The sequence below is a fragment of the Budvicia aquatica DSM 5075 = ATCC 35567 genome (genome assembly GCF_000427805.1).
GTDB classification, from domain to species: domain Bacteria; phylum Pseudomonadota; class Gammaproteobacteria; order Enterobacterales; family Enterobacteriaceae; genus Budvicia; species Budvicia aquatica.
In genome coordinates this window covers 142,589-156,136 of the sequence record NZ_KE386583.1, presented here as the reverse complement: position 1 = coordinate 156,136, position 13,548 = coordinate 142,589, and the positions used below count along the sequence as shown (strand labels likewise).

Sequence of the window (13,548 nt, the reverse complement as noted above, 5' to 3'; positions counted from 1 at the left end):
TGGCGTTGAGTTGAGCCAAAGTCGGCGTGGGAACTGCTGGGATAATGCGGTAATGGAACGTTTTTTTGGCAGCTTGAAATCGGAATGGGTGAAAGAACGTTGCTATCCGGATGCGGAAAGTGCGAAGCGAGATATCAGTAAATATGTTATTGAGTACTACAACATGTGGCGACCTCATACTCATCTTGGTGGTCTTTCACCCAACGAATATGAGGTTGCCGCTTAATGGGGTGTCAACTTTTACTAGACCAGATCAGTAAGTTGAACTAATCTTACCGTACCAATTATTCCACTCTGATCCAGCACCAGATACTTCAACAACTCCCGTCCCGTAGGTGCCAATGTAGCCTGAATGGCTTTTTACAATGCCGCCACCATTAACGGTAAGCAAACCATTACCAGAGTGACCAATAGAAAGATACTTATTGTTATCCCATAGAGAGCCCGTACCTGACACTTCAGCAACACCTATAGATCCAGTTGCTTGTCCGATGTAAGCTATTCCCGTACTTATCACCTTTCCCTCGTCCTCAATCAATAATGTCCCACTCCCAGTGGAACCCACAATAAGGTTGCTGGTTTCCCAAGGGGAACTCTGTGTTTCTGGAACACTGACAGTCTCGCCGGCATCAATTGTCAGCGCGGAAACCGAAGGGGAGATTAAGAATGATGTTAATGCAATAACAGATAACGCTTTAGAGGTAGTTCCTTTTGTTTTTCCACGCCCTAATTCAGAGGTGACAATCCATTGTCCTAATGTACTATTCCAGATAACTCTATATATTTTATTCATAATAGATATTCCATATCGATAGTTTTACTCACGTTTAAGGCTTGGTTACTCATAACTAAATCAACTTTTTGATCATGATTTATAAGATATTCCAATTATGGATTCACACGCTTTGTGTTTATGTTTTATAAATGATTCATGATTTATTGAACATAGTAAAACAATAGGTGTAATCGATCATTATTATTTAACTGATCGTTGATCTCAATCAACTGAATGGCCTTGGTAATTGTTTTTTTTGGTTAATTAATTGATTTTAAAGTAATTAATTTTATTTGCTCTGATTTGATGTATTCATTTAATTTAATAAACAACTTTTTGTTCTTTTCTTTTATAAATTAACTGTGATCAATTTCAAAAATTTTTTGCAACATTTTTGAAACAACAATGGCTTATTAGTAACGGAGGTTTATTAATTTAACCATGTATTTAATGTGAATGTTTTATCGTAATAATATAAATAAGCTGATGGTGATTTATATTATTACAACCCGTTTCTCGTATAATTGAAGCAGTGGGGGAGTTAAGGTGAAGTATCAGCGTTAGGCTAGGAGAACGAATACAAATGAAAGCAGGGAATGAGTGACTGAAAAGAAGACTAAAGCATAAGAAAGGTGCTTAGTGGGGGGAGTAAAGCTGAGGAATAAGAACGCTATGAATAGATGTTAGAATTCAAATAGAGCTGGTGTACTTACATCATGGTATGGCTACACATCGAACAGAGAGACTGTCCATAATTCTGTGTAACTGCCAACCTATTAAAGGTGACCGTTTAAGCGGTCACCGAATTCGATAATAAACGACTCATTGCCAACCGCCAGTTCTGGATCGGCATATTCCATTTTTTCGACGCCGCCTGGATTGCCAGATAAATCACTTTTCGCACTGAGTCGTCTGTCGGGAATTTCGCCTTTGCTGAAGCCATAAAAAGCTTGTCGAATGTCTCAGGGCGTGAAGCGGACATCAAAATATCCTCTGAATTTATTAAAGTGACAGAAAGTTATTTCTATTTTCCAGGTCTATTCCATGGCATTTTTAACAAAATATTGGCCATTCCACATAAGCCACTTAAACCTGCAAAAAGTAATCCTGCACCGACAAAGCCTGATAAAAGAAATAGCCTGCTATCAGCGGTGTATCCCAAAACAACACCGGTAAGAATAAGTGTGCCCGCAACAATTTGAACTTGCCTCATAATAGGCAGCGGTTGTTTTTTGTCTTCGATTGTTGGGAGGCCGACGCTCTTCCACGCGTTAATGCCACCTGCCATCAGTAAAACTGGCGCAGGGCTTGCGGCTTTCGTTAGCGCTTTGGCATTTTGAACCGTACGCATTCCTGCCTGGCAATGAAAAATGACAGGCTGTCGCTCCGCACCTTCCACTATTTTACCTGCCGTAATATCAGTGAGTGGAAGTGAGCGAGCATGCGGTATGTGCTCACGCAAGTATTCAGCGCGTTCTCGAATATCAATGAGCACAGCGCCTTGTTCAATAAGCTTTTTGGCCTCTTGCGGAGAGATTGATTCTGGTGTCATTTAAATATCCTCAGGACAGTAAATGTCTTTTAAAGTGGAAATAACTTTTTTCACCGCATCGTTTTTGATGAAATAGTTCACTTTTTGCGCGACTCTTTTTGACTCAATCAAACCATCTTCTTTCATTTTCGCAAGGTGTTGAGAGGTTGCAGAAGGCGTTAAACCTGTCAGTTGCCCCAACTCACCCGAAGAGGTACCTGGTTTATCAATAAGAATACAGAGAATTAACAGACGACTGCTGTTACTCATCGACTTAAGCAGCGTGGTTGCCAGCGAGGCGCCTTCTTGTAATTGAAACAGTTTAGTTTCTTTCATTTGTATTTTAGATTTTTCTAAATTTAGCAAATGCTAAATCAAATGATGCTTACGCGCAACAAAAGTTTTAAGCACAGCAGGATGTCTGCTGTTCGCTCTTAGCCGACTGTTTGAGTCGTGTACTACCAAAGAGCAATGTTAGATCGAGTCTGAGCTAATACAGATGAGATACACGCCGAGTTACATCAACACCAGTAAATTGATCAAAACTCGATACGGTTGGAAGATAGCCCGTTGTTTTAGACGGTCTGCTTAATGGCCAACTCCCTTATCTTATAAAACAATATGTTGATGTAGTTCCTGCCGTATCTCAGATAATGGGATACAGAGTGGGATACATCGACAGTTGCCTTTCAGGATCAAACGTTCCCTGTATCTCCTAAATAAGCTTGCAACGAAACGGGATTCTTTATCTCTACTTTCGGCTGCCTGATAATCGGTTTTTCAAATCATCGCTAGGCTGTGACAGCTTGAGAAGAGCCCGATTTATGATATCTCGGCTTATGTCTTATATTTCATCTAAGTTTTGGTGCCCTGTTTTCTAAATGGCTATCATATTGAATACGTGATTATACCTGCCTAAGAATAGATAAATAATTTAATTGTTTATCTATTCTTCACCGTCTCTTCATAATTAATTAGTAAAAATATAGATATGCTTACGCTTTTATGGTGACCAAAAGATATGGGGAATGATAATGATTTTTTAGATAGAGTGTTTGAATCTAGCTATTTTAGAACATGGGAAAAAACGTTTGACTATGATGGTGATGCTAGTCGGTATGAGTTTTTTATTTTTATTTTTTGTACCTCAATAATATTCATTTTTGTATTTTTCACTCCAATAATTGCTTTGGAGTTACAACGTATGGATGTGAATTTATTGAAAAATATAGATATCTCAGGTATGGGGTTGTTCATATACTTTTTTATAATTCCATGTTTTCCTGTTTTATTTATTGCGCCATTTATATCTCTTACTGTCCGACGCTTGAATGGGGTTGCTTATCGTAAATTTTTAACACTAGCGTTAGTCGGCGGAGGTTTACTGACATACTATATGTTAGTAAGTATCTATTTACATACAGGTTCAATAAATATTTTTCGTATATACCATTATAACGCAATGTATAACGTATATTTGTGTTTTCTTGGTTTGGTGCTGGCATTGTTCCCACTGTATTTTTGTTTACGGACTACTGGGGTAAAATAGCGGTGGGAGCTATTTGCATAGCTCTTCATAATCAATTTATAGAGTATGTAATTAAGTCTATTTTCTATTTTTAAATGTAATTTAGGTGACTATCTTGATTATAATAATGGTGTTTAAAAATTTTTTTAAAACTTTCCATGTCGCTATTTTATTTATTATCTTAACTCTTGTTGGTTGTGAGTCACAAGATGAAAAAATTATTATTTTAGCAAAAAATAGTGTTATTTCTAAGTTAGTGAGTCCAGATTCTATTACATTTTCAAATGTTTATATGATAAAGAAACGTTTGGCTTCTGCAGATGGTCATTTATTTATTTATGTTTGCGGAACGGTAAATGTTAAAAGTAGATTCTATGAAAGTTTTAATAATTCTCGGTTTATTGTGATTATTTCCGCTGAAGAGTTTTTAAGAGTGAATAGTGTAATGTTTGAATCTGTAATTAATAGTGATTATATCATAAATAAAAACGAGGGAGATATCAACTTTGAAAATAATGGCTGGAGCATGTTTTGTGTTGAGTAGCATGGGAATAAAATTTAATTAGCTTGTTTTGCGTCTATTTATAATTATTTGATAAGTTATTTGATTAGGTCAATATTGGTATCTTTTAGAATATATTATTATTTAATGTAAGGTGATAATGTTTATTATACAAAGAATATTTGAGCTTAGTTATTTTAAGTCATGGGGTAAAGTTTTTGATTACGATGGTAAGGCTAGCCGATATGAGTTCTTCATTTTCCTATTCACCAATATTTTAATATTAGGGGTGATGATTTATCTTGATGGGAAATTAAATAGCTTAGGAGATATTGTTAGCTGGATATTTAATTTCGTTGATATAAGAACATACTTTCCTAAAATTGCCTTAATACCATCAGTTGCGCTTACTGTGAGGCGACTACATGATGCAAACTATTTAGGTGCTTGGGTTCTATCTATGATTTTTGGTATTATAATAATTTTCCTTAGTCTTCTGTATCTAATTCTAAATGCATTTGCTCAGAGTATTGGACGAAGTTATATTGATACACCGTATATTTATACTATTTTCTTACCTTTAGGATGTTTCTTCATTTTATTAACATTTTCTTTATGCTTAATGCCAGGGAATAATGAATAGATATTGTATGATTGATTACGAAATTATTTATTATAAGATCATTTCTGTGATCTGTTTTTTAACGCTCGGCTTACAGACTTCAGAAGTTTAAGTAATCTGAAATACATGGTGACAGTTGCGGTAGCGAAATCTGTCATAGCTTTTGGGATTCTGATCATGGCCTTAAACTTGAGCAGACTGACAACGGAAACAATGAAGATTAGCACTGGCCATCGGAGAACTTTAAGAGCGGCATACATTCATACGTATTAGTTACGACTTGGTCTAACACTCAGGTTTGAAAAGCTGAGAGTCACTAGTTTTGATATAAGGGCAGATTCTTATACAAAAGGTGAGGTAACTCTTGTGATTCATTCTTGCCATCAAACACAACACGGGTTTACTCAATTCGGCTATACACCATCACTATTGCTCTGATGTACAATAGAAATCCAGTTATTATTCAATTTCTTCACAACCCCTTCATAATCAATTGATAAATTATATAATTAAGTCAATATTTCTATCTTTAAATATAAATTTAGGTAATTATTTTGATTATGCAAAGGATATCAAAAAATTTAAATCTTGCGATTATTTTTATTATCTTAACTCTTGTTGGTTGCGAGTCGCAGGATGAAAAAATTATAAATTTAGCGAAGGAAGGCGTTATTTATAGGTTAATGAATCCAAATTCGATTGCTGCGAAGTCGATTACATTCTCAAACCTCTATATGAGAAAATAACGTTTAGCAGCGGCAGATGGCCATCTTTTTATTTATGTTTGCGGAACGGTAAATATTAAAAATAAATTCTATGGCGGGGCCGATAACTCACGATTTATTGTAATTATTGATGCGGAGGAAATTTTTAGCGTTAATAGTGTAAAAATTGAAGCGTTGATTAATAATGAAAGTAGAATTAATGAGTATGATGGGAATTTTAGTTTTGGAAAGGATGGCTGGAACATACTTTGCGTTGATTAGTATAGGTTTTAAATGTAATTTTTACGGGAACTACGCTTCAAAACGCATACAAAATAAACCTAATCGTGAAGAGTCAATTTTACTAAATACACGCCGAGTTACATCAACACCAGTAAATTGATCAAAACTTGATACGGTTGGAAGATAACCCGTTGTTTTAGACGGTCTGCTTAACGGCCGACTCCCTTATCTTATAAAACAATATGTTGATGTAGTTCCTGCCGTATCTCAGATAATGAGATACAGAGTGGGATACATCGACAGTTGCCTTCAATAAGCTTTCAGCGAAACGGGATTTTCATCTCTACTTTCAGCTATTGGTTTCATTATATTAACTCTTGTTGGTTGTGAGCCATAAGATGAAAATGTTATTCATTTAACGGAGACTACCTGTCTTTATAATAGTTTTTAATAGCTATTTCATTTAATTATCCTCTGTTAAATTAAATCTGTTCCTTTCGCAACCAAAATAGAGATATTCCAACTAAAATGTCTTTAGATAGCTCATACTTCCGCGTTGTTATAATTAGGTTGCTATTAATTAATTTTTAAATGTTTTTTAAAAAACACTCATTAAAGTCATGGTTTTTTGTGAGAAAAACATATTTATTTTTGATGGTTAATATTAATTATTATGCAGGGTAGGCTTTTTTGGCTATATGGAAGCGAACTGAAATGTTGATTATTTAGGGTTTATTATCTAAATAAATGTATTTTTAAGCACTTTAACCTATTGTTGTGTTATTTATGATTTAAACTCGATACGCGTAAATTGGTGGTGTATGCTTGCGGCTTTATGGGGCAACACTCATTTGTGATTCTGTTAATTTGACCGTGGGTACATATCTGGAATATTTAAATTCTTGGTGGTTACTTTATTTAAACAGATTTAAGCGTGTTTTCCAATTTTGATATAAATAACATCTCATTTTTAAAATTAATTTAACTCAGCAGATGATTTGTAAAAATCATGGAAAGGTACTGGGTGTAAAAGCAATAAGGAGCTGTTGCTATGCAGTATCGTTTGCAAAAAACTTATTTAACTATTGTTATCTCATCAATAGTCACTGCTTCGTTCTCGATCGGCGCATATGCTGCTCCTTGTAGTGGCTATACCATTTCAACGGTTTGTGAACAGAGTAAATTTGGCCCTGATGAATTTCATTCTATTTCTGCCGGTGACGGTATTACATTGGGCAGCGAAGATAATCATTTTGTTATGCAAGGGGATGGGTATGAACTTTATAGCCCGAACAATCATTTTCGCATTCAAATATCGTCGGGTACCGTCAAGTTTATGGAGGTCAACGACAGCTGGTTTAGTGTCGGTGGAACGAGCACTGCCGGAAGCAATGTTTCTATTTATGGCAGGGCGGAAAACACAACGTTAAATAATAGCGGAATGTGGGTTATGACGACCGCAGACCAAACGGTTGCCAGAGGGAATTCATACGTTATGGTTTCCACCCAATTTGCCAGTGATGGTAGCTCTTATGTTGAGACCAAGGATGATGGATCAGTTTGGTATGCACCAGTAGTAACAAATAGCCGTTATTACGATAACTCAAAAGAAACTTTATGGGGTATACAACGAGAGGATAGGGGATGGGATACGGTAGCAACATCAAAAAACTCGACTTTCTTTAATGATAGTAGTCAGTTGGTTTCGACCAATGGAAGAAGTATTGATGCAATATTTAATGATCAATCATCTCAACAGGTAGCTAACCTCGGTGTATCGACTAACGCTATTTTTAACCATTCGTCGTCACAGATTTTATACGCTGGCTCGGAGGCTAATAATACAACGTTAAACGACAATGCCTATTCTTGGGTAAAAGCAGAGGCTAAGCTCAGCGGAACGACACGGGTTAATAATGCCGCAATTATTTATATGGATTCGGCCACCGATGGTGGGGCGGTTGCGGATAAGGTAATTCTCAACGGTAACGACACGACTTTAATTGTTCGTCATTCGAGTAATAATAACGCTGTTGCGACTATAAGCGATTTGAACCTGCAGGGCGGCAGCGTAAAATTCCAAAATGGAGGGAGTGATAACTACGCCAGTTTACAGGTGGGCACTCTGTCGGGCTCCGGTATTTTTAGCTTTAACACCACCATTAATCAGGGCAAAGGGAACATCCTTAATATCGATAACGGTAGCGGAAATCATAAAGTCATTATCAATGATTCAGGTGAAGAGATAACCTCCGCGGGCAATCAGACGCTCAATATTATCAATGACAAAAGCAACGGTGCTGATTTTTCTTTAGCTTCGTTATCGGGTGAGACGATCGCTGGTGTAGACGGTGGTGCTTACATGTATTCTCTTAAACAGATGCGTGATAAGGATGGTTTAGCCGGTAATATTTGGTATTTAGGCGCTGACTGGCAGGCTACCGTTGATCCAAAACCAGATCCTGATCCGGAAGTGATACCGCCAATCGTTATTCTTCCGCCTTCGCCAGAGCACAAGACCACTCCGTCAACTGATGCGGTACTCAGTATGGCTTCAGCCAGTCAGTTTATTTTTGACGGAGAACTACAGAATCTGCGTCTAAGAAAAGGGGACTTGCGGAATAATGCCGGTGATAGTTTTGGTGCATGGGGGCGCTATTTGTCCAACAATACCCGGGTGAATACCTCATCGGGTGCGGCCTATAAGCTGCAACAGGATGGCTTCGAAATTGGCGGTGATAAAGCGATAAATTTGGCTACGGGCAAGATGCTGATCGGTGGGTTTACCGCTTATAGCTACAGTAAGCTAAAACATGCTCGAGGTGGAAATAGCAATATTGACAGCTATAGCCTCGGTATTTACGCCACCTATTTTGATAACTCAGGCTACTACCTGGATGGAGTATTAAAGGCTAATCGTTTTAATAACTCGCTTAATGCTTCGACAACTAACGGCGATATCGCCAGAAGTGACTACCACCAGAATGCGATTGGTGCTTCGGTTGAAACCGGATATAACTATCAGCTAAATCAGGGAATGTTTATCGAACCTTACCTGCGGGCAAGCTATTTCAGTGCAGAAAGTAAGAGCATCGAGTTGAATAATGGTATGAAAGCCGATCTTGACCATAATCGTTCAGCTAAAGGTGAATTAGGAATTTCCGTTGGCAAAACGTTCGACTTAGCCCAAGGGACAACGCTTAGTCCTTATGTGAAGGCTGCCATTGAGCGTGAGTTTATTAAGTCTAATAACGTACGGATTAATCAACGTTATGATTTTAATAATGATTTATCAGGTAACATTGGCAAATATGGCTTAGGTATTAATGCAACCGTTTCAGAAAAGACATCGCTTTATATGGAGTTGAACTACCGTAACGGTAGTCAAATTGAGTCGCCGATTCAGGGGAATGTCGGGTTCCGTTATAATTTTTAATTATAACGTGGCTGTTAAATATCTTATATTTCATTGGGTAAGCTTGGTCAGATGGTATATAAACGGCTACAGCGGATTGTAACTCGAATGAGAAAAAGATATTGATGGTTAGACAACTTAAATTATTGCTCATATAAAATTTAGCTATAAAAAAACCGCTTGGAAAAGCGGTTTTTTAATGATTATTGAGCGTTAAATTTAATGTTTACCCATTAGAAGGTAGAAACAGGAATAGGAATATCTTTTGATATTTTATTTCCGGTATAGCTACATGATGTCGGGGTTGTCACTTTCCACTTTGATATGATTCCATCAGGCGCGACTAAAAATGCTCTTTTACAGGTGGTTGTGCTCGACTCACCGGGGACTAATACATGGCCATAAACATTATATTGAGCTTCACGAGTCCTGGTTGTTGAATAAGAATAATCATAAATAATGCTGCCATCCCTATTCTGGTATGTCGATGATGGCGGTCCCCAGGAAGCAACTAGTGCATCAATATCTGCACCTACCCAAGATGCCATTGCATCCTCAGTACGCTCTACTCTTTTGCCAGTCAGGGTCTCTCCAATCAGGTGATACCCTTTAACACATCCCGAAATGGCAAAAATACAAATCAACAGGCTTAAAGCACGAAAATATTTCATACGACTTCCTTGTTTTAAAATAAATACCTATCAGCGACATACTTTAGTGACAAATTAAATCAACCGCCCTTTGATCTGCTGGCTCCAATGGCTCATTAATAACTTGACTGCCAAGCAGTTTCCCTTGAGCATCTGCTTTTTCATAATCTGATATTTTAACTCTATGGTCTTGTTTTGATTTACAGTTGATTTCATAGACAGTAACGGTTGAGTATGCGTTTTTCTTATTATTGAAAATTAATTCAGCTCGTTTTACATGTTCAACCTGAGTTTGAGTAATTGAGTCCTTATCAAGAAAGAGCACCGCGTCCTCATTCTCCATAATTTTAACCCAATTTCCTGATGCATAACATGCTGAGCTTAATAACAGCCCTAATATAACAGTAATAAGTTTATTCATTTAAATTCCATTTATTTACAGTTTATTACTTTTAAAGAGCGAAGTAATGGGTATGAGCATTAAAAATACAGTATGCCATATTAACTAATTAATAATGTACACAAATGTAGTTACTATTATTTTATTTTGTGGTTGGTTGTTACCAGGGGTATTGAAGAAAAGCAAAGAAGAGATATCAATATTGAGCAATATCGGTTAATTATAAGAATAATAATTAAAATGATATACAGACGGCTGATTTGGTGAAAGATAAGCGCTAGATAGCATGTTTAGCCGCTTATTGACGTTCAATTATCGTTGTTCGGTCCTAACTGATCCAGCGCTAAGTCTACTATCAGCCTTCTTTTCAGCAATTTTTAATATTTTTGCATCAACGAAGAACGTGACAGAGCGATTAACCGTTCCTTTGCCAAACCGCCTGTCATAATCTTTCTTAGTGAAAAATAGATAAAGGCAGCGCCATTTCGCGCAGCCTTTATAATATCCAAAAGCTTTATCTATTGATCAGAAACTAAATCGGTAGCCGCCGTTAATCTGACGTTGATCAAACTTGTTACCGGTGGAGCTGTCGATATCCAGATAGAAGCTATGCTGTTTTGCTATCTGAGCGCTAACGCCAACCCCGTTATTCCACCAGTTGCCTTTAAAGGTGTGATTCTCGGTTGAGCCGTTTAGCTGGTAGTCCACGTCACCTTCAAATTCACGCACTATACCGGTTTTCAGGTAAACGTTGATTTTGTTATCGCCCTGATTAAGTTGGTAGCCGAACAGCGTGCTGGCTCTTCCCATCAATGACTCATAGCTGCCTAAGTTGATCTTCAGACCGTTTGACGATCTAACCTGCGTTGCATCCTGATGGCCATAGCTCAGTTGAGCCTGTGGCTCAATATAGAAACCGTTATTTTGCTCATTCAGGTTAAATTTCTGCCCCGCCTCCATGGAGAAGCTTACCCCATCCGAGTTGCCGTTACCCCTGACGAGGCTGTTTTGGCTATCTTTGACGTTAAAGCTATTTTTCAAATGTGAATACTTAAGTACTGAATCGAGATAAAAACCGCTATCGGCCATATATGAACCATAGATACCGGCATTGCTCGACTTGGTGGTGCCATCACCGGTGCGGTAATCCGGGCTACCGTTGGTTTGGCCCATAAACATACCGACAAACAGTGGTACTTCTGGTGAAATACGTTTATCGGCACCAATCTGCATACCGCTGTAGCTCATATCAAACCGGCTAAGTTTACCGCCGGAGAAAGAGTCAAACTTACCGGCAAAGCCGCGTAGCCATATATCACCATGCTCACCGTTCTGGCGTAGGTCGCCCATACGCTGCAATAACGTCTGGGTCTCTGCATAGTTCAGCAGATAGCCGATATTCAGGAAGTTTGCCCCAGCATCTGCAGTTGTTGTAATGCCACTGCCACCCCCGCCCGGGGTTGGTGGTTCCACGGCTGTAGAGGAAGCGCCATAAAGTTCCCAATTGTTGCCATTCTGGCGCACGTCATACAGGTAGCCACCTAATTCAACTTTAGGTGCGCTAGGCGTAAGTGCAAATTTGGCCTGCCCGTCTTGGGTTTCAACGATGGTCAGCGTTTCATTACCGGTAGTCGACAGATCTCCGCGGTTCACAATAGTGAGATTATGATTACCTTGGCTGGTACCTGTAACAATCAGCTTATCGCCACTATTATTGATGCCGTTACCATCTCCGGCAATGTCTGTGCGCATGATAAACGTACCGCTGCCGCTTAAATCATCCATCGTCAGGGTATTAAACGTCGCGTCATTACTATTATCGGCAAACCGGATAGTCGCGTTGTTTATCGTCAGGTGGTTAAGGTTTGAGCTCTCGGTTAATGTCCATGACGCCTGCGTATTGAGGTTCAAATTATTAACGTTTTGCATCTTACCGGTCAGTGAGGCACTGTTCTGAAGGGTGATATCTGTTATCGCATCGGTGACGGATATTACATTACCAACTATCTGACTATCATCGAGTGAAACTGCCGTTTTCGCACCGGAAAAAACCTGTAAAAAAGTACCGAATCCACTGATAATATTACTATTGTTTTCAATCTTAATCGTTGCGGTAGTATCGCCGCTTACCAGTATCCCCGGTGCAGCCTCCGTCTCGATGCTTGAGTTATTCAGAGTGACGTTATTTTCTAAATAGTCACCGGATTCTTCTCCCTTATATAACAGAAGGCCAAATCCGTTACCCAAGGCTTTAATTGAACTATGATTGGCTAGGTTAAGCTCCCCGCCTTGCAGCAGAATAGCGTTATTACCCTGACTAATAATCTCGGTGTTTGAAATGGTTGTATTGCCGCCAATTAAATAAGCGCCGGTATCAGTTGAATTTATTTTAGAGTTTGAGACCAATGTGTTTGAATCATTTAATCTACTACCAAAGCTGGTTAACGCCGCACCGCTTCCAATGGGGCCGGTATAATTAATTTCCGAATTGGTCATCGTTAATTCAGACGACATGCTGACAATACCGTAGCCGCCGTTTTTCACCGTGCCCGTTGCGTTGATGACGCTATTATTAATATTGGCAATAGAATCAAAGCTTAAGTTTATACCGTGGGCCGAATTTGTAATCGTACTGTCATTAATCGTGGCATTGGTACTTTGTAGGTCAAGCGCGAAGTTTCTCAACCGATTGCTGGTTACTGAAGCATTATTGATGCTAAGGCTATGGCGTTCACCGTCTCTGGCGTTGGTGGCAATATAGCCTAATACCTTTCCACCGCTGTTGATATTGATTGTCGAACTCGATCCAGAGCTGTTTGCTGATGCGGATATAGAACCAGAAATGCCACCACTATTGATATCAAGGGTCGATCCCGTTAGAGACGAACGTTGAGCTAGACTTTCCCCGCCAATAATTCCGCCATTATCAACGATGAGGTGTCCTCCATTGGAAACTTGAAACGTTGTTCCTTGCTGGTCGGTGGTGACGGTCAATACCTTACCATCAACGTTGGTTGTCGCTGCATAGACCGGTGAGCCTATAAGGCACGAGGCAATAGCAACCACTAATGGGGAAATTTTTGCGTTCATTATTGAGAGAAATCCTTATATTTGGAAATATTCGTCCGTTATTTAGTCAATAGCTTATATTGTTGGGCTAATTTGGCCTTTTAAATGA

11 protein-coding genes and 2 pseudogenes are annotated in these 13,548 nt (G+C 38.6%); 5 read left to right on the top strand and 8 right to left on the bottom strand.

The window, feature by feature from the left end; translation table 11 throughout:
- Nucleotides 1–52 precede the first annotated feature (52 nt).
- Nucleotides 53–226, top strand: a complete 174-nt coding sequence (locus YWE_RS29935; protein ID WP_099044059.1) for an IS3 family transposase — start codon at nt 53–55, stop codon at nt 224–226.
- A gap of 27 nt (nt 227–253) precedes the next feature.
- On the opposite strand, the gene YWE_RS0121685 is transcribed toward YWE_RS29935, so the two are convergent.
- The 4 genes and pseudogenes from YWE_RS0121685 to YWE_RS0121670 all read right to left on the bottom strand — a co-directional run bounded on the left by YWE_RS0121685 (nt 254) and on the right by YWE_RS0121670 (nt 2,642).
- A complete protein-coding gene (locus tag YWE_RS0121685; RefSeq protein ID WP_029096349.1) occupies nt 254–793 on the bottom strand; it encodes an ESPR-type extended signal peptide-containing protein in 540 nt (179 codons plus the stop codon).
- 758 nt (nt 794–1,551) lie between these two features.
- Nucleotides 1,552–1,697 (bottom strand): annotated as a pseudogene (locus YWE_RS30760) (IS256 family transposase); the annotation flags it as partial.
- 102 nt (nt 1,698–1,799) lie between these two features.
- Nucleotides 1,800–2,327 carry a rhodanese family protein gene (locus YWE_RS0121675; protein ID WP_029096348.1) on the bottom strand — a complete coding sequence of 176 codons (528 nt, stop codon included), beginning with the start codon at nt 2,325–2,327 and terminating at the stop codon, nt 1,800–1,802.
- Nucleotides 2,328–2,642 (bottom strand): ArsR/SmtB family transcription factor, encoded by a 315-nt coding sequence (locus YWE_RS0121670; RefSeq protein ID WP_029096347.1) that lies wholly within the window; start codon nt 2,640–2,642, stop codon nt 2,328–2,330.
- Nucleotides 2,643–3,327: 685 nt separating this feature from the next.
- On the opposite strand from YWE_RS0121670, the gene YWE_RS0121665 reads away from it, so the two are divergent.
- The 3 genes from YWE_RS0121665 to YWE_RS0121655 all read left to right on the top strand — a co-directional run bounded on the left by YWE_RS0121665 (nt 3,328) and on the right by YWE_RS0121655 (nt 4,979).
- Nucleotides 3,328–3,855: a hypothetical protein gene (locus YWE_RS0121665; RefSeq protein ID WP_029096346.1), complete on the top strand. Its 528-nt coding sequence runs from the start codon at nt 3,328–3,330 to the stop codon at nt 3,853–3,855.
- A gap of 94 nt (nt 3,856–3,949) precedes the next feature.
- The gene (locus tag YWE_RS0121660; protein WP_127526423.1) at nt 3,950–4,378 is read left to right on the top strand and encodes a hypothetical protein; all 429 of its coding nucleotides are present in this window, start codon (nt 3,950–3,952) and stop codon (nt 4,376–4,378) included.
- A 118-nt stretch (nt 4,379–4,496) separates the two neighbouring features.
- Nucleotides 4,497–4,979, top strand: coding sequence for a DUF805 domain-containing protein (locus YWE_RS0121655; protein WP_029096344.1), 483 nt, complete (start codon nt 4,497–4,499; stop codon nt 4,977–4,979).
- A gap of 90 nt (nt 4,980–5,069) precedes the next feature.
- Here YWE_RS0121655 and YWE_RS31140 read toward each other — a convergent pair.
- A pseudogene (locus tag YWE_RS31140) lies at nt 5,070–5,192 on the bottom strand (IS1 family transposase); the annotation flags it as partial.
- A 1,764-nt stretch (nt 5,193–6,956) separates the two neighbouring features.
- On the opposite strand from YWE_RS31140, the gene YWE_RS0121640 reads away from it, so the two are divergent.
- On the top strand, nt 6,957–9,341 hold the full coding sequence (locus YWE_RS0121640) for an autotransporter outer membrane beta-barrel domain-containing protein (protein WP_029096341.1): 2,385 nt from the start codon (nt 6,957–6,959) through the stop codon (nt 9,339–9,341).
- Between the two features lie 212 nt (nt 9,342–9,553).
- On the opposite strand, the gene YWE_RS0121635 is transcribed toward YWE_RS0121640, so the two are convergent.
- The 3 genes from YWE_RS0121635 to YWE_RS28310 all read right to left on the bottom strand — a co-directional run bounded on the left by YWE_RS0121635 (nt 9,554) and on the right by YWE_RS28310 (nt 13,460).
- Nucleotides 9,554–9,991, bottom strand: a complete 438-nt coding sequence (locus YWE_RS0121635; protein ID WP_029096340.1) for a hypothetical protein — start codon at nt 9,989–9,991, stop codon at nt 9,554–9,556.
- A gap of 43 nt (nt 9,992–10,034) precedes the next feature.
- On the bottom strand, nt 10,035–10,391 hold the full coding sequence (locus tag YWE_RS0121630) for a surface-adhesin E family protein (protein WP_029096339.1): 357 nt from the start codon (nt 10,389–10,391) through the stop codon (nt 10,035–10,037).
- A 504-nt stretch (nt 10,392–10,895) separates the two neighbouring features.
- On the bottom strand, nt 10,896–13,460 hold the full coding sequence (locus tag YWE_RS28310) for an autotransporter outer membrane beta-barrel domain-containing protein (RefSeq protein ID WP_051323501.1): 2,565 nt from the start codon (nt 13,458–13,460) through the stop codon (nt 10,896–10,898).
- Nucleotides 13,461–13,548: the final 88 nt, after the last annotated feature.